Below are 19647 nucleotides of genomic sequence, written 5' to 3'. Positions count from 1 at the left end.
CGTCCGGCCCATCGGACCAGGCCACCGGCTCCCCCGTCCCGGCCGGGGGCCGGCCCCCCCCCCCCCGGGGGGCGCGGGGGGGGGGGCCGCCGCGCCCCCCCCCCCCCCCCACGACCAGGCCGCGGACTGACCAGGGGCTACCGCCGGTTCGCCATGGGCTGGGCCGCAGCGGCAGCGGCCGGTGGGGCGGACTGGCCGGCGGGCAGCCCCAGGGGGCGGGGAGCTTGCGAGGTGCGGGCGGTGGCGGCCCGGACGCGTTCGGCGCCCGGGCCGTCTTCGGCCTTGAGCGCGTGCTCGCGGGCGTCGATGACGTTGCGGATCGCGTGCAGCGCGGTGTTGCTCTCGGCGTAGGCGGTCCGCAGCGCGCTCGCCGATTCGGTGATCCGGTCGAGGTCGTAGAAGGCGGGGACCTGGCCGGGCCGGGTGAGGGCGTGCAGGCGGTCCTGGTGTACGGCGGCGGAGTTGGACACGACCACGAGGTGGGACCGGGTGTGCATCGCCGCGCGCAGCATGGGGTCCTCGACGGGCAGGCGGGGCGCGGCTTTCTCCAGTTCGGCGATGGGCCGGCCCCAGGCGCGTTCGATCATCGCGTCCGCGTGGTCGAGGGGGGTGGCGTCGGGCACGGCGTTCTCCAGGGTGCTGGTGGGGCGGTCAGTGGGAGCGCCCGGCGAGGGCGGGCTGCCGGGGTGCCGGCGGCGGGGTTGCGGTGGTGTACGCCAGGGCGGCAGCGGGCCGGCGCGAGGCTGCGGGCGAGCGGGCGGTGGCGGCCTGGATGCGGGAGACCTCCAGCGGGTTGGCGCCGCCGGGACGGCGATGGCTTGCCGCGGTAGGCAGTTGAGGGCGGAGGGCCGCAGGTAGCGCTCGACCGGTGCGGGGTTGGCGACGGCCGTGGCGAGCGCGCCGAGCAACTGGTCCGGGAGGGCTGAGGAGGCGGTGGCGTACCAGCGGTGCTCTGGCGGCCCGACCTCGAACAGCCAGCGCTCCGCGTCACCGGCCATCTCGGCCTCGTGGCGCAGGTGGCCGCGCCGCCGGTGCACCGTGACGAGCTGGTCGGGCGTCCGGAGGGCGGTGGCTGAGGCTTGAGGGTCGATCCGCCAGCCGCTGCGAATGAGGCGGGTGGTGGTGTCGAGTCCGATCTTGGCGCTGCCGCCCAGGACGGTGCCCGGGTCGTCGGCGTGGACCGCGGCGAGAGCGGTGGTGAACTCGCCGACGATCTCCGGAGGGGCATTGAGGTCGAGGGTGACCAGCCACTCGGGCGGGGCGAAGGCGTGGGCGTGCGCTGATCACCCACAGCTCGCCGTGCTCGCCCTCGGGCAGGAAACCGCAGCGGACGGTGTGATCAGGGGTGGCGACGAAGACGTTGCCCAGGTCGTCCCGGCTGAAGTTCCAGCCGGCGTCGATCAGCGGCTTGAGTCCGGGGTCGCCAGTGTGGGTGGGGCCCGCGAGGAAGCGGGGCGAGATGCGGTACTCGCGCGGGCGCTCGAGCCAGGAGAGGTCCGGCATGGGGAGGCGCTCCTTCGGTCAGCGGCGGCGCGGGCCGCCGGCCGTGGTCGAGTTCGGTGCGCTGGCAGGTGTGGGTGGTTCCTCGGCGCTCAGGGCGAAGGCAGCCGGTGCCGCGCGTCCAGTGGTCACGTGGGGGCGGTTCGCGCGCGGGATGTCTGTCCTGAGCCGCCTGGCCGGATGCACGGCGAGGGCGACGGCGGAGCGAGTCAGGAGGTAGAAGGGGACGCCGATGGTGAAGTCCGCCTGCCAGAGCGGTCGGTGGGGACTGCCGCCGATCATGGCCCAGGACGCCGGGACCTGGCCGTCCAGCTCGGCCTGCGGCGGCTGGTAGCCCACCCGGTGGCGGTAGTAGGCCCGGCCGTCCGGGGCTATCTGGTCGTGGAAGCCGCTCGGGCTGTTCGGGTTCGGCCACCAGCCGCGCTCGGCCAGCAGGGAGGCCGGGCTGCCCGGCCGGTACTGCGGGCCGCCTTCGAGGTAGTCGCGGTGGTTGCTGCGCAGGCCGTCGATGAGGGGCGTGGTGAACGCGGTGGTGATCTCGGCCGGGGTGCCGGGACCGAACCTGGCGGCCCAGAACGGCTCACCGTCAGGGGCGAGGTAGCCGCGGACGGTCCAGGATCGGGGTCCGGCTGCCGGCTCGTGGGCGACGGTGGCGCGCCCGCAGGGGCTGGTGTAGCGCAGGACGTCGGCGGTTTCGGTCCTGGTCCAGCCGGGGGCGGTGTCCAGCGGGAAGGTGACGGTGAAGGGGTCACCGGGGCCGGCGAGGTAGACCGGGGTGACGAGCAGAAGGGGGGAGGCGGAGGGCACGGGTTGCTCCTGGTGGCGGGGAGCGGGCTCGTGCGCCGTCGGCGGTGACCTGACGCCGCACGAGCCCGCAGGGGCGGCGGCGGTCGGGTCTGGCCGGGGTGTTCATGGCGGTCACCTGCTGCGGGAGGGGCCAGAGGCGGCGGTGACGGCAGCCGGAACGCGCGGCTGCGGCAGCGGGGCGTGGCTAAACAGGGTGGAGGGGACGGCGCTTCGCCGCAGGGCCGCCGCGGTCCGGGCAGCGTTCGCTCCAGTGACCGGGGCGCCGAGGGTGCGGGTCGCGGTCGGCACCTTGACCTTGGAGGCGGAGGAGTGCCGGTTCTCCCACTGCTGCACCGCTGCGAAGACGGGGCCGAGGGCCCGTCCGGCGTCAGTCAGGGTGTAGGGGTCGCCGTGCCGGTGGCCGGTCCGGGTGACCAGCCCGTCCGCCTGCATACGGTTGAGGCGGGTGGCGATGAGCTGCTCGTAGACGCCGACCTGCTCGGCGAGATGGCTGACACGCATGCTGCCGCGTGCCGAGAGCAGCCGGACCACCTCGGTAGTGTCCACCAACTGCAGGCGGTGCAGCGCATCCTCGATCCGGCCGGACCGTCCCTGGGGAGTGTGGTCAAGATGGTCCGAGGACCACTGGGCGAGGGCCCGGTAGACCGGGCCGAGCGTGCGCGCCCGGTCGGTGAGCCGGTAGGGGGCCGTTCGGTCGAACTGCTCGTCGCGGGTCACCAGAGCGGCAGTAGACATCGTGGTCAGCCGCTTGCTGGTGTACGTCTGGCTTAGCGTTGGGAAGTACTGGCCGAAGTCGCGAACGCGTAGCTCCGGGCCGTACTTGGCGATCGTGTGGACGAAGGCGGTGGTCCACTTCGGGGCGAGTTGGCGCAGGGTCGCCTGGACGGTCTGCGCGTCGGTGTGGGTGGTGGTGAGGGTCTGGGACATGGTGGTGGTTCCTGGTCAACGGGCGCGGGTCGGCTGGGCGGACGGGGAGGGGGCGGATGGCGCTGGCTCGGCGGCAGGTGATGCGGTGGGGCCGGCGGCGCTACGGGAGAGCGCGGCGGATACGCGCTGGTCTGCGGCGCGTGAGGCATCGAGGAGGGCCTGGCCGGCGGGCGTCAGCGAGAGCAGGTGGCCGGGCCGGTAGGGCGAGGTGCTGGTGTCGGTGACGACGAGGTCTTCGGCCATCAGCGCCTCGACGGTGTGCAACCAGACCGACGGACGCTCGCCACTGCCGTCCGAGAGGAACGCGAAGTGGTACAGGGCGTCTTGGCGCAGCCACAGACCACCGTGGTCGATCGCCGCCAGGGCCTCGAACTCCCGGATGTGGGGGTCGTACCCGGACGGCGTGCTGGGCAGGTCGGGCTCGGCGGCCGGCGCCTGCGAGGCCGTGGCGGCTGCGTGCTTGAGAGCGAGCGGACTCTCAGGCACAGGCAGGCCGGCCTCGGTGCACCGCTCGTAGGCGCTGACGGCACCGGTGAGCTGCTCGAAGGCCGCGCCCCGGCGAGCGCTGAGCAGTTCGACCTGGAGGCCGGCGGACTGCATGATGCCGTTGACGCCGCGCATCGAGGCGTGGTCTCCCTGGGCGATCGGTGCCAGGCGTTCGATCACCTGCTGTGCCTTCGCGGTGAGGTCCTGGTGGAGCCGGTCGACCTCGCGGGCGGAGGTGGCGACCATGAAGCGAGGCGCGTGAGGGGGCTTTCGCCGGGGTGGCGCGCGTACAGCTCCCAGGGGTTCTCGACGCCGAGCTCGTCGAACACCAGGTGGGCGCCAGGGTTCGTCAGTGGGTCGTGGGGGTTCACTCGGCCGTCTCCATCCGGGCCAGGAGGGAGCGGACCAGGGTGGGCAGGCTGCCGGGGCCCTCCCCGCCGAGCGGGACGGCGCTGACCGATTCGTCCATGAGCTCGCGGGCGTCCTCGAACAGGCCAGCCGTGATCTCCGTGCACGCCTCGGCGAAGGCGGCGCAGGCGACCAGGGCCCGGCCGAGAACCCGGAGGTAGAGACCGGGCGGCAGGCCGGCCTCGGCGGCGAGGGCGGTGACGGCCTCCCGGTCCTGCGGGGAGTAGGCGGACAGGTCGAAGCCCTTTACCTCATCGGGGGTGGTGGCTGCAGTGCCGATGGCGGGGATGCCGGCGTGGGTGCACAGAAGGTTGACGATCTGGGTGAGTTCGGAGAGGGACTCGGTCAGCCAGCCCAGGGCGGAGGCGTAGGAGGCGACGGTGAACAGGACGGCGGGGGTGGCCGGGTACTCCTTGGCCAGCAGGTCCTCCAGGCGGAAGGCCAGTTCACCGACCACATCGGGCCCGGCGGACAGCGGGCCGAGGACCGGCTGGAGGTAGGAGCGCGACGGCGGGGTGGGGCGCTGGGCCGTGACGATGCCGGAGACGGCCTCGGCCGCCTCGATGAGCCAGGTGGCGAGGTCGGCGTGGGTGGGAGCGGTGGTCATCAGCGGGCCTTTCGGGCGGTGGTGGTGGCGTAGCCGGGGGAGGCGGTGGTGTAGGCCGGGCCGGTGCCGCGGTCGGGTGCCGGGGCGGTGGAGCGGGCGCGGGCGGCGCGGACGCGGGCCTCCTCGGCGGGGCCGAGGCCGGAGGGGAGGTTGAGTCCGGTGCGGCCCAGGCGGTTCTGGGCGGAGCGGTAGACCTGGTAGTCGAGCCGGGGACCGGCGGCGACGAGGTACACCTCGCGTCGGTGCCGGGAGTCGGTGGGGGCGTCGCGGAACTGCACGACCAGGCGGTGGCTGGCCCACTGCTCGCCGACGCCGAGGTAGATCTTGTGGCAGCCCTCCAGCCGGCCATCGAGGCGCTTGGCGACGCGCTCGCCGTGCACGAGGTCCTGCAGGTGCAACAGGGCCTGGTCGCGGACGGCGTCGGGGAGTTGGCGCAGGTCGGCGATGGCGTCGGGGTGGGCGGCGAACCCGTACTTGGCGCGGCTCACAGGGACCGCCCCCGATCCGGCTGCGCGACGGCGGCTGCCGCGGGTGCGGAGGCCACGACGGCGGCAGCGGTGATCGGGGCGGTGCTGCGGGCGAGCGCGGCGCGGGTGCGCAGGGCGTCGGCGTCGCGCCGGTACTCGGGCGGCTGCGGCAGGGGAATGCTCTGCGCGTCCAGCCAATCCTCGGCGGCGGCGTAGTCGGGGAACGCGCCTTCGCGGACCGTGTAGGTGCCCTGGTCCGGCTGGGACTGTTCGATGAAGACCCGGACCGGCAGCTCGGTGGCGTGCTTGTCCATGGCCATGGTCCACGCCTGGGTCGGGTCCTCATCGGCGGCCTTGACCTCGATGAGGTCGTAGCGCTCGCCGGAACGGTGGATCTGGTCCTCGGTCCGGGTGGTGAGTTCATCGGCCGGGGCGAAGGGGGTGCGCAGTTCCATCGCCTCGGGTGGACAGCCGCGGTCGGCGAGCCACTTGCGCGCGAACGCCACGTTGGCGTGCGTGAAGCTGTCCATCGCGAACGTTCCCTGAGCCCGGTCGCGTTGGACATCGAAGGTGGCGATGTTCGGCGGGTTCCGCTCGACGTCCCACGTGGCGGCAGTGTCGAAGGTGAGGAAGAAGCTGTGCTCGCCGATGTCGTGCCGGGCCAGGAGGTCGTAGTCGCTCTCCCAGGTGTACCGCCACAGGTGGTCGGAGTCGTCGTCGGCGGGGGACAGGCCGTCGACGTCGAAGTCGAGATCGGTGCTCATGCGGCGAGTCCCAGCTGGTCGGGGGTGGACAGGAGGCGATGGGCGGGCCGGGAGGGGCTGGTGGTGCACGCGGCGAACGGCCCGTCGGGGGAACGGAGTTGGAGGAGAGCGTGATCGAGGTGGTCGCGGTGCCACGTTGAGGGCCCGGTGCGGCCGGCCTCGGCGGCGGTCAGCTCCTGCCACGCGAGCCAGAGGCCGTGCAGGCGGGCGACAGCCTCGGGGTGCTCGTACCAGCGCGCGCACCAGGGGCGGGTGGAGCTGATCTCCCGGCCGTAGGCGGGCAGCAGGAGGTGGGTGACCCAGTTCGCCAGCCCGGCCAGCTCGACGGCGTACTGCGCGCCGCCCATCGCCAGGATGAACAGGGGCGGGGCTGCCCCGGGTTCGCCCTCGGCGGCGGGGTCCGGCTGCTCAGAGCCGGGCCCCGCGTCGGGCTCGGTGCCGGCTTCCGAGCCAAGGCGGTCCAGAAGCACGCCGTGCTGGCGGACCTCGGCCATGGTGCGGCTGAGCGCGCTGACGAGGTCGTCGAGGTCCTCGTCGGGGATGCGGATCGGCTCGGGCTCGGAGGCGCCCGGCAGCGGGTCGGACATGGCACATCCAGGGGGTTCGAACGGGCAGGGGACGGGGCGGTGGGTCTTCTTCGGCAGGGCACGGTTGCTCTCCTGTGGTGCGGGTGAGGAAGAGGATCCGCAGGATCAGCGGTTTGGTACGGCCTCCAACTCGTGCTAGACGCAGGCGGGGTGAACACGCCGGGCGCTGGCCAGACGCAGGCCGAGGACGACGGCGTCGGCGAGGGTGTCGGTGAGCGGGTGGCCGGCGGCGACGAGCTTGGCGGGGTGGTGGAGACCGCCGGTGTGCAGCACTGCGAGCGCCCCGTTGGCGTGGGCGGCGTCCGCGTCGTCGATGGCGTCGCCGACCAGCAGCACCCGGTGCGCCTGGTCGTCGAGGCCGAGCGCGGTGAGGTGGGCGGTCAGCGGTGCGGCCTTGGTGCCGCCGGAGGGGCCGGTTCGGCCGTCGATCCGCTGGAAGAAGTGCCTGATGCCGGCCTGTTCGACCTCGCGCACCAGGGTGTCGTGCGGGCACAGCGAAAGCAGCGACTGGGTGTGCCCGGCCTCGCGCAGTGCGGCCATCAGCGCGACGGCGCCCTCGCGCACGCGCACCGGCTGGGCGCGCAGATGGGCCAGGAAGGCGTTGTCGCTGGAGATCCACTCCTGCTCGGTGATCTCGCGGCCGAGCAAGCGGGCGTAGAAGTTCGGGATCGGCACGGTGTGCTTGGCCCGGTAGGTCTCCCGGTCGACCGCTTCGCCGTCGAGGGCGGGCAGCGTGGCGTTCAGCGCGGAGACGTGGTCGTCGAGGTCGTCCTTGACCGTCCCGTTCCAGTCCCAGACAACGTGCATGCGGGTGGCGGGAGTTGCGGCGGCGAAGAAGACGGTGTTCACGGCGGGGTCCTTCGGAATGAGCTTGGTGATCAGGCGGACAGGCGGTCGTTGAAGCGGTGCAGCACCCACAGGGCGGTGGCAGCCCCGGCGAGCGGGACGGCCGCGACAAGCAGGGGACCGGCGGCGTCGGCGAGGGAGGCCAGGCCGGTTCCGACGGCCTGGCCGACGCCGATGCATGCGATCAGCCACGCGAACGCCTCCGTGGACTCGCCGTGCGGGGCGAGGCGGTCGACGGTGAGGAAGGCGGCGGTCAGCAGCGGGGCGAGGAAGGTGCCGGGCAGGACGGCGCCGAGGACGGCGATGGCGGGCGCGGGGTCGGGCAGCAGGGGCAGCCATCCGGCCGCGAAGCCGATGGACGCGGCGACCAGGTGTGTGGCGGGGGCGCCGGGCCAGGCGTGGCGGCCGTAGGCCAGGCCGCCGAGCATGCTCCCCAGGGACAGCGCGGCCGGCATCACCCCGGCCAGCCACCCAGCGTGGTGGCGCTCGGCCGTGCTGATCGCCAGGACGTTGACCGCGCCGAGCGCGACACCGGTGCCGATCAGCGCGGCGAACAGCACCCGAAGTCCCGGCACCCGCAGCGGACCCGTCCAGTGCACCGCTTCGGTGAACTCGGTCGGCGTCCAGGCGCGGGAGGGTCCGGCAGTGACGACCAGGCCGGTGCCGAGCAGGCCGAGAGCCGCGGTCGCCACCAGCGTGGTGGTCGCCCCGGCGCCGACGGCGAAGCCGGAGGCCAGCAGGGGACCGGCGACGAACACCAGGCCCTGGGTGCTGCTGTCCAAGGAGAGAGCGGCGCGCTGATGTTCGGGATCAGGCAGAAGGTGCGGCCACAGCGCCCGAAGCCCCGCCTCGAGCGGCGGCGTCGCCAGCCCCGCGACCAGGACGGTCAGCGCGGCGAGCACCGGGAGGCGGGCCGGGCCGGTGCACGGCAGCAGCAGGAACGCCGTGCTGGCTGCGATCGTGGCGGGGACGAGGACCTGGGTCTGGCCGTGGCGGTCGACCAGGCGCCCGAGCAGCGGCTGTCCGACGGCGGCGGCGAGGCCGTAGAGGGCGCCGAGCAGTCCGGCCAGGGCGAGCGGGCCGTGCTCGGCGCGCACCAGCAGCAGGATCGCGATCGGCGCCATGCCGCTGGGAAGACGGCCAATCAGGGTGCCGCCCAGCAGCCGGGCGACGTGCGGCGAGCCCAGGACAGCGCGGTATCCGCTGCCTTGGGCTGGGCCGGTGGCGGTGGTGGTGCTCAAGGAGAAAGTCTTTCGGCTCTACGGCCGGCGGCGCGCGGGCGCGCCGGGCAGGGGCATGCGCAGGCATGACAGGCCCCCGGATGGTGCGGCTGCGGAGAGAAGAGTCCGCGGATTCCGGGATTTGGTCCGGCCGGGAAAGAGAGGTATAAGCCCCCTTACGCGGCATGGCAGCGCGGGCAACGCGAGAACGGCGGCGCCAGCAACTCCGAAGCTCGGGCGGTCTGTTGGGGAACAGCGCCGTTGCCGAGCGCGGTAAGCTGGGCCGGGCGGCCGAGTCCCGGGGTGGTTGTCACCCAGCCGTGACTACTTGAGATAACTGTCACTGCGGATGCGCGCTGACCTGCACTGGTGTCAGTTCGATTCGGCACTACAACCGTCGGATTGCCGAGTTTTATTGTCACTTACGTACACAGGGCAATGTGCAGATGCCCGTATGAGCTGTTCCGCGGGTCTGTACAGCCTGCAGGGCAGCATCGGCCGTTTTTCGACCTTCGGGGTGCGTATCGCTATATCGACGCCCTACACGCGCGTAGGTCGTCGATTCGATGGTGGCTGCGCTGGGGCGTTCAGCCGGGATCGGCCATCATGGGGTCGCCAGAATACGGAGGGACGGTCCGTGGTGGGCAGGGGGGCTGTCCTGCAGCGGCGCGAGCGTGATCTTCTGGCTTTAGGTCAGCTGGGGGGCTGGAAGTGGCGGATTTCGCTTTTTTGTGAATCGGCGAGCCAGAATCCGCCGTTCGGATCGGCGACAATGCTGTCTAAGGCCTGGACATCGGACATGGGCCAGGCGGTGAGGCTGCCCGCCGGGGTGAGTCGCCCGATGCCGGTTTCGGTGGTGAACCAGAGTGCGCCCTGGGGGCCGGAGATGAGGGACCTCGGGTGTTTGGTGTTTGCGACGGTGAAGTGCGTCATGACCCCGGCGGTGGTGATGCGTCCGATCCCGTTCACTTCCGTGAACCAGAGCGCGTCGTCGGGGCCGGTGACGATGGTCCATGGGTAGGACCCCGGAGGTAGTGGCCAACTCGTGTACGTGCCTTGGGGCGTCACGTGTCCGATGGCGTCGGCGTTGTGCTGGTCGTCGTGCTCGCAGAACCACACGGCGCCATCGGGCCCCGAGGTCATGCCGCTGGGCGTCCAGCCATCGGGCAGTACGGCGACGGTGGATGGGCCACGTGATGGGTCGATACGTCGGATGAGCGCGGGTGATCCGGTCTCGTCGTACCAAATGGCACCATCGGGGCCGAGGGTGATGGCTGTGGGGTAGCCGAGGCCTCCGTCGTCCTCCATCCAACCATTCGTCCGCCCGGACGTGTCGATCCGCTTGAGCTGATCGGCGCCGACGTACCAGATCGTGTCGTTCGGGGCCTGGAGTATCCCCTTGGGTTCGCTGTCGCCAGGGATGCGGTACTGGGCGACCTGTCGTGCAGGGTTGATCCGGGCGATGGCGCTGATCCGCTGTTCGGTGACCCAGAGCGATCCGTCTCTGGCAACGGTCATCGCGAGGGGGCCGGTGTTGCCGGGAAGCAAGATCGTGTCAGCTGTGGTGCTTGTGTCCGCCGAGGTCGGGGCGGGACCCTGGTCACCGGTGTCCTGGCAGCCGACCAGCGCGAGAGCGGTGGCAAGGGCGATCGAAACGGCGGTCAGCCGTTGTCGGACCGACATCATGCGCATCGCAGGTCCGATGGGGCTTGGGTGCCCAGGTACTGGGTCCAAACGTCGGGTGTGAGATTTCGGCCAGCGGCCTCGCAAGCGGCTCGCAGCCATGCGCTCGGATCGAGTTTCCACGTGATCAGGGTGCCCACGTCGCCGGTGGCGTCCCCGCCGGACTCGGTGGCGGTGACCAGTTCGGTGCCGTCTGCGGAGAACGCCATGCCGGTGGACCTGTCCTTGCTGCCGTGGGGGAGATTCAGGGTGCCGAAAGTCTGACCGGACTGAAGATCGATCAGCCGCACGGTGTCGTCCAGGGGTTTCTCGGCGAGGAGGGTGCCGCCGACGACTGGGCCGACGCTCGTGTCGGGTGTGCCTTGGAGCGTGTTGAGCAGGCGGTCTCCCGCTGAGGTCCATACCTCCAGGGTCCCGTTGGCCCGCTGGATGAGAAGGTGGTCCGCCGCGAAGGCGACGCCCACGGCGCCGCTTCCGGACAGGAGCCGGGAGCGGCCGGTGGCCGTGTCCGTGACGACGACCTTCTCGGTCCGGTGTTCCAGCGAACCGGAGTCGATCACGGCCGCGTGGTCGGCCTTCGTGTCGAGTGCCGCCCACCCGGGGGAGCGATTCCCCGACCCTTCCGCGGTGGGAGCCATGTCACGGGGGCCGTCCAGTTGGCGCAGTACTTTTCCGGTCATCGTGTCCCGGAAGCGGATTGTGCCGGAATTGTCGATCTGAGCCACTTGCCGCCCGTCCGGTAGGAACTGCAGCACTGCGGCCGCATCGGGGAGTTGGAGCGGACTCGGCACTGGCTGCCACGCGCCAGTGATCCCGAATCCGCCTGCCGCCGACAGGATCTGGGCGCTGCCGTCCTGTGGCGAGACGACAATGAGTCCGCTGCCGTCGTTCTGCCACAAGGCTGCCGCGAATCCCTGATCGCCCAGGATCCCGTCCGCCGTCGCGGAGGTCTTCCAGCCGGTGCCGGGCGGCTGCAGCTTCTCGACGTCCAGGCTCACCCCGTTGCCGTCGATGACCGCGGCCGAGCGGCCGTCCGGAGACAGGAAGACGCCTGGTCCCCGGCAGCCGTTGCAGGACAGGGGGATGGTCGCACGTGCTGGCGTGGCAATCCGCGAGTACTGTGCGAGGTCCCACAGGCTGAGCATGTCGCCGGAGGCCGAGATCAGTCGGTTGCCGTCTCCACCGAGGAAGGCAAGGGCGCCGCGAGTGACCGTCCCCGCGCCCGTGAGGACGACGGGTGCTGGTGCCGACTGGTCCGGCGCGGTGGTGCGCGACACGTAGATGCTGCTGCCGACGGCTTCGGCGGCCCACGAGCCACCGTGGCTCAACGCCAGTGCCGTTGCTGGATGGCCGGCTTGGGTCTGCGCGTGCAGGGACGGGTGATCGATGTCGGGTGCGCCGTCGGAGGCCCATACCGGGATTGCTGTGGCGCCGTTGGTGTAGGTGAAATGGCCGCCGTCCGGGGCGAGAGCGGATGCCTGGTTGTGGACGCCGAAGCCGACGGTGCTGCCGGCGACCCGGGCGAGTTCAGGGAGGGAGATGCGTTCCCAGCCGCCGTAGCCGCTCTCGAAGGCCACCACGTGCGTATCGTCGGAGAACGCGGTGGCAGACGGATCGGCATGCAGGTCGAGGTCAAAATGACCGGTGCCCCCGGTGGCCCGGTCCAGGACCCACAGCGTGCGTGGTGTGTCGAACTGATCGGTCGTCGTCGTGACGGCAACGAAGCGCCCCGACGGGGAAACTGCCACCGTGGTGGGCCGTTGCCCGGACGATATCCGTGGTGTCGCGACCGGTTGCGCGGTTGCCCAGACCTGTACCGTGCCCCGGTCGATCGCGGCGACCGTGCTGCCGTCGGCGTCGGCTGCGACGGCGGTGACGGTTCCGGGCAGTCGGCCGAGCCGGCGAGCCGGGCCGACCTTCGTCCCAGTGAGCGTCCACTGCTCCACGTCGCCCTGCTGGGTTCCGGCGAGCGCGACCCGCCCGTCCGCCGAGCTCGACAGCGCCGAAACGGTCCCGCTCGCCTGCATGCTGTCGGCCAGGTGAGGACTGGCGGTGACCGCCTGGAAGAGGGCTGTGCGGGTCAGCTGATCGGGATGCTCCCGATAGGCCTGCGCCGCGAACAACGCGGCCAGCCCGGTATCACTGGCGAGCAAGCTCTGGGACACGTCGACAAGCCGGTGGGCCGTCGTCAACCTAGCCATTTCGACTGCATCCTGGTGCGTCACCACAGCAGCACCGGCACCGCTCGCGGCAACCAGGGACAGGGCGACCGCCAAGCGACCAGTGCGGAACCGCCTGGCGTGACGGTCGGCCTGTCGCAGCGTCGCGGCGAACCTCACGTCCCCGGGTTCGGGTGCCTTGGCGGCGTCGAGCCGGTTCGCCTCTGGTACGACGAGCCGCAGGCCCCTGCGGCGCGCGGCCAGCAGCTTGGCATCCATGTCGCTGACCTTGAGGAGACGCTCACCTCCGTCGAGTGCACCGGTGACCGCCGTCCGGGGGCGCAGGCCATAGAAGACCCCGCGCAGCCAGGCGATACCGGGCCGCCCGGACGGCGGGTGGCGCAGCAGTTCGCGCAGCCCCAGAGCGAAAGCCGCGCCAAGCGAGGGACCCTCGATCTGTGCCGGAGCCGCAGGTTCGTCGGACAGGACGATGCGCCACAGCACGCAGCGCCCCTCGCGACGCGGGCCGGCGAGCCGCCAGGCGTGACCCAGCGCGGCGGCGAACTGGCCGTTCGGGCTCCGCACGCCGGCCATCGCGCGCGGGTCGGGGTACAACCCCGCCGGCCCTGGAGGGAACTCGCGCAGCTCCAGGACCCCGGTGGCCCCTTCCGTCAACGCTGTCCGTCCGTCCGGTCCGGCTGATCGGCCGAAGACTACCGGCACGCGCACGGCAGGCCGCCTGCGCGGTTCGAGGCTTGCCATCAGGAGCGCGGCGATCACGAGAACACTCTCGGCACCAAGGCGCGTCGCGCTCGAACCGGCAGAGGCACGCAGGTGCTGACTCCGCTCGAAAACGACGCTGAGACCACGGGCGAGGCACGGGGAGAGGTCGGCGAGCCCCTTGCCAGAAGGCTGCGCGGGCCCGGAAACGGCGTCGGCGCACAACAGCCCGCTCTGCTCCCACACCTCCGTCAGCCGCAGCAGGACGGCGTCATGATCCTCGCTCCCACCCTCCGGCGCGGCCAGCGCCCGGGCCAGGAAGAGGGCGTGATCGGCCGGCGCAACCGATGCGGTGTCCTGGTCCGGTGCCGTCGCATCGAGCCAAGCGCTTAGTTCCTCGCAGCGCCGACTTGACAGCCAGGCGGGGTCGACGCGGACCGCCTCACTGCAGCAGTTCCACCACAACGGCGGCTCGCCCAGCAACTCGCGGACGGCAGCCTGCGGGCTCGTGGCGCGTTCCAGCACGTTCTCGAGCGCTGTCCGAGCAGCAAGGGGGCCGGGCCGGGTGCCCGACCGGCGCCAAGGCCTCCAGCGAGCCCCGGGACTCTCCGGACGCGTCCCGTGCCCGGGGCTTGTGACGCGCTCGCGCTCCTCCGACGCCGTCACTGGAGTTCTCCGTCGATCACGGCACGCAGGCCGTCGTCCGCTACCCGCTCCCGCACCTGACGCCAGGCATCGCGGGTCGCCTCGTTGAGCGAAGCACGGACCGATGCAGCGACCGTCGCGGCGTCCCAAGAGCTATCCGAACTCACCGGAGTGATGACGGAAGCCGTCCACGCCGCCCCGATGGTGAAGTCCGGGAGTTGGACGTACGAGGCTGGAGGACCGAACTGCCCCCGCACCACCGGCACGAGCAGCAGCCGCTCGGTGCCGTCCGCCCCGGCGTACCCGACTGCCGTCATCACCGGCCCCGTGGAGTCCGTGCGGTGCAGCACCAGTTCCAGGCTGTACCCGGGCGGGGCGGTCCCGTGGCCGCGCACCAGGAACCTCACGCTGCCGTCCGGGGAGGACGCCTCGAGCAGCACCGCGTCGGCGCCTGCGGCGGTCAGACCGCCGACCTGTACAAGCCGAGGCAGCTGGAACCGTCCCGGGGCGAGCAGACCGGTCCCGGGCAGGTTCCGGGACGGCTCCTCCCGAGCGGGCAGGCGCTGGACGACGGACGGTGCCGTCTGGGTGAGCAGGGCACCGACGCGCGTGGGAGCCAGGTCCAAGCCGATGAACGAGGCCCAAAACCGCTGCCACAGGGTGTATCCGGCTCGCCCGCGCCCCGTCGTCGGCGGGAGGAGCGGCGGCCGACGGCCGGTGAACGACCACCAGGAGCGCTGGACGACCGAGCCGGCGCTCATGACGCCTCCTCCTCACGGGCGGAAAGCCCACGGGTCGCCACCCGCGACTGGGGTGCCCCCGACTCTGCTGCGCCAGGCCCCCGGAGAGCCTCGGCCGGCGTGGTCGCCCTGCCGACCTGGGCAAGCAGCGCGGGAGCCGAGGCCCCTACGGTCACCGCCGCGTATACGCCGGTGACCTCAGCGTGGAGTAGCCATCCGGCCGCACCCCCCAGCGCCACACGCAAGAGCGCGGCGAGCGAGTCCGCGAGAGGATCGACGAACATACCGAGCCGAGGAAGCGACGCATCGGTGGCCCTCGCCGCGTGTCGCGCCTGCTGCCATGCGTGCAGGCGCCCGAAGGTGACAACCGCCTCAGCGATCAGTCCACCGCCCGCACCATACGCCGCTGCCTCGATCCACGTCAGCATCAACCCACCCCAGCCGGCAGCTCGCATTTAGATAGCCTGACGGCGTATCAGAGTACGTCATCGTCGCACTCGATCCGACGGTTAACCAGCCCACGGGACAGGAGCGTGGCGGTGCATGACGGCCAAGCTTGATGCCGCCTCCTACAAGGCCGCACTCCAGCAGGGTCGAACTGCCGGGCACCGGATTCCCGGAAACCCACATCGGTGGCCTGGATCGATCCGTCGCTGGTGATCAGCCACCACTGGCTGCCCCGGCGGACGACCGGCGCACTGGCGAGCGGCTTCGGACAGGCATGTCGGGTGGGCGAGTTGTTGTCGGACACGGATAACTCCTCGGGGAGGCGGGCGGTTTCAGCGGCGACGGCGGGCAGGTGTCGCGGCAGCTGGTGCGGTGGCCGGCATCCTGGTCGGGAGGGCCCTGGGTCGGGCAGGCGAGGCGGCGGTGGCCGCGCGGACCCTGGCCTCGTCCGGTCCGGGGTGGCCGTGGGCGCGTACGGCCTCGGTGGTTGCGGCGAAGCGGCGCCGGGACGCCTCAAGGCCGGACGGCGGTTCCAACCTCGCGGCGTTGGCGGTGAGCGCTGGGGCCACGGCGGCGGCCTCGCCAGCGGGAGCCGAACCGCAGGCGAGTAGCCGGGACTGCGCTGACCACAGGTCAAGGAACCAGTTCCCGTTATCCAGCAGGACCGCCTGCACGTGGGCAGCTCTCGGGGCATCCTGGTAGACCCAGGTGTCGGTGCGCGGTTGGCGCCAGCCAGGCCCGGCGAACGGCGGGTCGGGCACTGCGGCCTGGTGGTTGGACTGCGCGCGCTTGAGGGCGGAGGCGTTCGAGATGGTCATGCCGCCGGCCCGAAGCCGTCGTGGTCACGGGACTTGGCGATGGCCCGTTCGGTGATGGCCTGGGTGGCGCGGGCGGAGGCTGGGCCGATCTCCTTGGCGGAGCGCTCCTTGTACCAGGGCTTGAGGTCGAGCATCGCCACCCGCAGACCGGTGGCGAACAGCAGTACCTTGCCCTTGGGGAGCGCGCGGATCTCGTCCGGCGGCAGGATCCGCTCGGTGCGCATCGACACCGAAGTCGACTTCCCGCCATCGGAATTGGAGACGGAGATGGTCTGCACGTCGTGCTCGCCGATCTGCCGGGACAGGCGGTCCGCGAAGTCCGCGTCGTCGATACCCGAGCCGATGACCTTCGTGGTGGCGGCGGACCAGAGCGCGTCCATGCCGGCCTCGCCCCAGCAGCGCTGGCCCTGCCGGTAGGACTGCAGGATGGTGATCGGGATGACGCCCCGACTGCCCAAGTGGGAGTACAGGTCCGGCAAGTCACTGATTTTGCAGACGTTGGCCGCCTCGTCGAGGACGCACAGGGCGGGCGGGTCGAGCCGTCCGCCGGATCGTTCGGCGACGATGACGGCCGCGCGCATCACCGCGTCCGCTGCAGCGGCGATGATCGCGCTGGCGGAGCCGCCGCCGTCCTTGCTGAGCAGGAACAGCGTGTCCCGAGAGGAGGCGAAGCCGAACGGCTTGAACTCGGGCAGGCCCGGCGTCGGGGTGACCCAGGCGGCGATCTCCGGGTCCAGCAGGCAGCTCGCGTACTGCCTCGCCGTCTCATAAATGCCATCGCGCGTTTCGGTGGCACCGGTGACGGTGCCCTGGAGCTGGGCGGCGACCGCGTGGTGGCCGGCATCGCCGAGCAGGTCGACGGGGGTGCGGTCGGCCGGGGAGGCGAGCCAGGCCAGCACGTCGGTGATCGGACGGCGGTGGCTCGCGGCGGCCAGGAACAGCGCGCCCAAGGTGTTCGCGGCGGCGGTGGACCAGAAGTCGGAGCCGCTGGACTCGTCGACGCTCGCGGTCACGAAGTGCCCAGCGAGCCGCTTGGCGCCAGCGAGGTCGCGGGCGTCGGCGAGGATGTCCCACCACATCTCGCGCGGGTGGTGCGCGATCTGCTGCGGGTCCAGCGTCCAGACCTTCCCGACCTTCGCACGAGCGTCGACGCACGCCGTGTACGCATCGTTTGCGGCCTTGTTGCTCGTGAGCAGGACGGGACCGGGGGCGGCGAGGATCGCGGGGATCGCGATTCCGGACGTCTTGCCGGAGCGGGGCGCCATGATGGCGACCATCACGTCCTCCCACGAGGCCCGGACCTCGGCCCGGCCGGGGGAGAGCGTGCCGACCAGGATGCCGCGGTCGGCCTGGGCGATCTCCTTCTGGTCCTTCAGGCTCGGGCGAAGGCTCCTGGCCTTCTGCGTGATCTCCTTGTCGAGCAGCGGGGCGATGTCCGCTTTGCGGGCCAGGCCGCTCTTCGCGCCGGCGCGCCGACGCAGCACGATGACGAGCGCGGTGGCGCCGAGGAGCGCGGTGATCAGAGCGGGGACGATGCGCGTGCTGACCAGTACTGCGGTCGGGGTGAGGCGCGGCCACAGTCGGTCGGGGTGGAGCAGCGCGTCGGTGACACGGAACGGAGTCCAACCACCGGACCCGACGAAGTAGTTGGTGAGGCTGCCGGTCAGCCAGGCGAGGCTACCGAAGGCGAGGGCGGCGCCGAGGACGCCGAACAGGAGGTAGAGGAGCGCGTCGGTGCCGGTGCTGGTCGACGGCGCGCTGGTGCGCGGGGCAGGCAAGAGGGATTCCAGGTGGGTGCGAGCGGGCGGCGGGCGGGGCGCGCGCGGCTCTCGTCCGGATCGCCATAGGGCCGTTCTCCTCCGGGGGCAGGGGTGGGGGAACGTTTCAGCGGGTGCGGCGGGTCACGCGGGTGGCGGTCGGTGTGGCTGCGGCGGCCGGCTTCGCCGATCGACGAGTAGCACTACTCGGGCACGGGAGGCTCCTGAGAAGGGGAGATGACGGGGTCAGCGGCCGCGGCCGGCACCGGAGACCGCTGCGGCCGACACCGGCGCCGACACCGGTGCGGCAGGACCGGCGGCTGTCCGCAGCCCGGCTGTGGCGGCGGCCGGGGAGACGGCGAGCGCCGCGCTGGTGACGGCGGGCGAGGGGTAGACAGCCGCGGTCTGCTCTCGGCGGGCGAGTTCGCGCGCGTCCGGCGGAGTGCCGAGGGAGCGCAGATCGCCGACGGCGTCCACGAGTTCGGCCTCGGCGGTGCCGACCCACTCGGCAGCGGTGGAGAAGCGGTCGGACAGCTCGTACTCGTCGGGGTCCAGGTCGGTGACCTGCTCCGCCGCAGCCTCCAGCGCTTCCCGCAGCCGGGCGAGGACGCCGTCGTCGGGGTCGAGGAGCTGGTCGATCGCCTCGGCCGCCTGGGCGGCGGTGGCCGCGCCGCGGATGCGGTCGGTCAGTTGGAGGACCTGCTGGCCGGTGACCTTGAGACCGTTCGGGTCGGTGGGCGTGGTCAGCCGGTTGAGGTCGAGCTTCGGGTCGAGGTCGACGCTGTATCGGGCGGCGCGCAGCATCTCGGTGGCGTGGGTGGCGATGGCGGCCCGGTCGGGGGTGGCGGTGGTGGTGGGCAGCCGGTGTCGGCGGCCGTGCCAGTCCTCGGTCTGCCGGAATCCGGCTGTGCGGAGCAGGGTGGCGGACAGGTCGTCGCTGGAGCCCTTGGCAGTGACGCTGCCGCTCGGCTCGATGCTGATGGTGATGATGGGGGTGGGCATCCGGTAGTCCTTGGCGGTGGTGATGGAGGGGACGGACCGGGTGAGGCCGAGTTCGGTGGCGATGCGGTTGCACTCGGCCTGCACGTGGAAGGCGTCCCGGTATGAGCTGTGGATGCGGCCGTCTTCGCGCACGACGGTGGCGACGATGTGCACCGAGCGGTCGAGGTTGCGGATCGCGGCCCAGCGGCAGCCTTCCGGGTCTCCGTCGGGCGCGAGCCCGGCTGCCGCAACCAGGCGCCGGGTGACGTCGGACCACTGGGCGTCGCTCAGGTCCGGTTGGCGGGGGTCGGAGCGCACCGAGCACAGCCAGACCGGCCGGTCGGGCGCGCGGGCGCCGATCCGCGCGGCCGGGGTGTCCAGCACGCCGCCGCCCAGGACTTCCTGCGCGTCGCCGAAGAAGGGTAGCTGCTTGTTGGCACCGCGGTAGTCGGCGGCGATCAGCCGGGGCCGCAGCCGGTAGCGGGGATCCTCCGGGCCGTAGAGGGTGGGAATCAGCGCGGCCGTGGTGGCGGCGCGTTGAAGGTGGGCGATCACGGAGTCCCCTCTCGGACGATCGGTGGGCGGTGCCCGGCGGCGCGGGCTGACGGGGACGAGGATCCGCAGGATTCGCGGTTTGGTCCGGCCGCCGACCGGTGGTAGGGAGCGTATTCGGTCGCGATCAAGGGGTGGTCCTGCTGAGGTCTTTGATCCAGATCATCGCGCCGCGGAGGTGGAGGCCGGCGAGGTAGCTGGCGGGCGTCTTGTCGTAGCGGGTGGCGATGCCTCGCCAGGCCTTCAGCCTGTTGATCAGGCGCTCGACGGTGTTGCGCTCCTTGTAGAGCTCGGCGTCGTGGTTGACGGGCCTACCGCCCTTGCTGCCCTTCTTCTTCCGATTGGCGGCCTGGTCCTTCTTCTCCGGGATGACGGCCTTGATGCGGCGTTTGCACAGGTAGGCGCGGTTGCCGCGGGACGAGTAGGCCTAATACTGCAACCGCAGTTATGGGGTGTGGCCTCGGCGTTTGTAGTGGCTGCGGCGGGCGCGGGTCTGGCTGCGCCGTCGCCAGTATGACCAGCGCAG

17 protein-coding genes and 1 pseudogene are annotated in these 19647 nt (G+C 71.9%); all 18 read right to left on the bottom strand.

From position 1 onward, the window contains the following. Positions 1–137: 137 nt before the first annotated feature. Positions 138–1091, bottom strand: coding sequence for a DUF317 domain-containing protein (locus ACFV1W_RS13340; protein ID WP_380416092.1), 954 nt, complete (start codon positions 1089–1091; stop codon positions 138–140). Between the two features lie 430 nt (positions 1092–1521). Next, on the bottom strand, positions 1522–2307 hold the full coding sequence (locus tag ACFV1W_RS13335; RefSeq protein WP_380415937.1) for a DUF317 domain-containing protein: 786 nt from the start codon (positions 2305–2307) through the stop codon (positions 1522–1524). A 111-nt stretch (positions 2308–2418) separates the two neighbouring features. After that, a complete protein-coding gene (locus ACFV1W_RS13330) occupies positions 2419–3234 on the bottom strand; it encodes a winged helix-turn-helix transcriptional regulator (RefSeq protein WP_380415935.1) in 816 nt (271 codons plus the stop codon). A gap of 15 nt (positions 3235–3249) precedes the next feature. Then, positions 3250–3966, bottom strand: coding sequence for a hypothetical protein (locus ACFV1W_RS13325; protein WP_380415934.1), 717 nt, complete (start codon positions 3964–3966; stop codon positions 3250–3252). Positions 3967–4087: 121 nt separating this feature from the next. After that, positions 4088–4735, bottom strand: coding sequence for a hypothetical protein (locus tag ACFV1W_RS13320; protein ID WP_380415932.1), 648 nt, complete (start codon positions 4733–4735; stop codon positions 4088–4090). Next, entirely contained in the window at positions 4735–5223 is a 489-nt protein-coding gene (locus ACFV1W_RS13315; protein ID WP_380415930.1) for a hypothetical protein, read from the bottom strand. The genes ACFV1W_RS13320 and ACFV1W_RS13315 overlap by 1 nt, the downstream gene beginning before the upstream one ends. After that, positions 5220–5966 carry a glycosyl hydrolase gene (locus ACFV1W_RS13310; protein WP_380415928.1) on the bottom strand — a complete coding sequence of 249 codons (747 nt, stop codon included), beginning with the start codon at positions 5964–5966 and terminating at the stop codon, positions 5220–5222. Before ACFV1W_RS13310 ends, ACFV1W_RS13315 begins: the two co-directional genes overlap by 4 nt. Continuing rightward, complete coding sequence (locus tag ACFV1W_RS13305; protein ID WP_380415927.1) at positions 5963–6553, bottom strand: DUF4913 domain-containing protein; 591 nt, start codon at positions 6551–6553, stop codon at positions 5963–5965. The genes ACFV1W_RS13310 and ACFV1W_RS13305 overlap by 4 nt, the downstream gene beginning before the upstream one ends. Before the next feature lie 135 nt (positions 6554–6688). Further along, positions 6689–7402 (bottom strand): HAD family hydrolase, encoded by a 714-nt coding sequence (locus tag ACFV1W_RS13300; RefSeq protein ID WP_380415925.1) that lies wholly within the window; start codon positions 7400–7402, stop codon positions 6689–6691. Positions 7403–7431: 29 nt separating this feature from the next. Continuing rightward, positions 7432–8640, bottom strand: coding sequence for an MFS transporter (locus ACFV1W_RS13295; protein ID WP_380415923.1), 1209 nt, complete (start codon positions 8638–8640; stop codon positions 7432–7434). 672 nt (positions 8641–9312) lie between these two features. Then, the gene (locus ACFV1W_RS13290; RefSeq protein ID WP_380415921.1) at positions 9313–10311 is read right to left on the bottom strand and encodes a hypothetical protein; all 999 of its coding nucleotides are present in this window, start codon (positions 10309–10311) and stop codon (positions 9313–9315) included. Beyond that, entirely contained in the window at positions 10302–13706 is a 3405-nt protein-coding gene (locus ACFV1W_RS13285; RefSeq protein ID WP_380415919.1) for a hypothetical protein, read from the bottom strand. The genes ACFV1W_RS13290 and ACFV1W_RS13285 overlap by 10 nt, the downstream gene beginning before the upstream one ends. Positions 13707–13843: 137 nt before the next feature. Continuing rightward, complete coding sequence (locus tag ACFV1W_RS13280; protein ID WP_380415917.1) at positions 13844–14587, bottom strand: hypothetical protein; 744 nt, start codon at positions 14585–14587, stop codon at positions 13844–13846. A gap of 454 nt (positions 14588–15041) precedes the next feature. Continuing rightward, positions 15042–15317: a hypothetical protein gene (locus ACFV1W_RS13275; RefSeq protein ID WP_380415916.1), complete on the bottom strand. Its 276-nt coding sequence runs from the start codon at positions 15315–15317 to the stop codon at positions 15042–15044. Between the two features lie 28 nt (positions 15318–15345). After that, complete coding sequence (locus ACFV1W_RS13270; protein WP_380415914.1) at positions 15346–15831, bottom strand: hypothetical protein; 486 nt, start codon at positions 15829–15831, stop codon at positions 15346–15348. Beyond that, positions 15828–17609 (bottom strand): type IV secretory system conjugative DNA transfer family protein, encoded by a 1782-nt coding sequence (locus ACFV1W_RS13265; RefSeq protein ID WP_380415913.1) that lies wholly within the window; start codon positions 17607–17609, stop codon positions 15828–15830. Before ACFV1W_RS13265 ends, ACFV1W_RS13270 begins: the two co-directional genes overlap by 4 nt. Positions 17610–17834: 225 nt before the next feature. Then, positions 17835–19124 carry a hypothetical protein gene (locus tag ACFV1W_RS13260; RefSeq protein WP_380415911.1) on the bottom strand — a complete coding sequence of 430 codons (1290 nt, stop codon included), beginning with the start codon at positions 19122–19124 and terminating at the stop codon, positions 17835–17837. 124 nt (positions 19125–19248) lie between these two features. Further along, positions 19249–19548, bottom strand: a pseudogene (locus ACFV1W_RS13255) (transposase); the annotation flags it as partial. Positions 19549–19647: the final 99 nt, after the last annotated feature.

The organism is Kitasatospora sp. NPDC059648 (genome assembly GCF_042734825.1).
Classification (GTDB): domain Bacteria; phylum Actinomycetota; class Actinomycetes; order Streptomycetales; family Streptomycetaceae; genus Kitasatospora.
This window is presented reverse-complemented; position numbering and strand designations above follow the sequence as displayed.

Bases quoted from the DNA above. Each gene is read 5' to 3' on its own strand.
- ACFV1W_RS13290 (WP_380415921.1), bottom strand. From the start codon at position 10,311: ATGCGCATGATGTCGGTCCGACAACGGCTGACCGCCGTTTCGATCGCC.
- ACFV1W_RS13330 (WP_380415935.1), bottom strand. From the start codon at position 3,234: ATGTCCCAGACCCTCACCACCACCCACACCGACGCGCAGACCGTCCAG.
- ACFV1W_RS13270 (WP_380415914.1), bottom strand. From the start codon at position 15,831: ATGACCATCTCGAACGCCTCCGCCCTCAAGCGCGCGCAGTCCAACCAC.
- ACFV1W_RS13320 (WP_380415932.1), bottom strand. From the start codon at position 4,735: ATGACCACCGCTCCCACCCACGCCGACCTCGCCACCTGGCTCATCGAG.
- ACFV1W_RS13310 (WP_380415928.1), bottom strand. From the start codon at position 5,966: ATGAGCACCGATCTCGACTTCGACGTCGACGGCCTGTCCCCCGCCGAC.
- ACFV1W_RS13280 (WP_380415917.1), bottom strand. From the start codon at position 14,587: ATGAGCGCCGGCTCGGTCGTCCAGCGCTCCTGGTGGTCGTTCACCGGC.
- ACFV1W_RS13305 (WP_380415927.1), bottom strand. From the start codon at position 6,553: ATGTCCGACCCGCTGCCGGGCGCCTCCGAGCCCGAGCCGATCCGCATC.
- ACFV1W_RS13325 (WP_380415934.1), bottom strand. From the start codon at position 3,966: ATGGTCGCCACCTCCGCCCGCGAGGTCGACCGGCTCCACCAGGACCTC.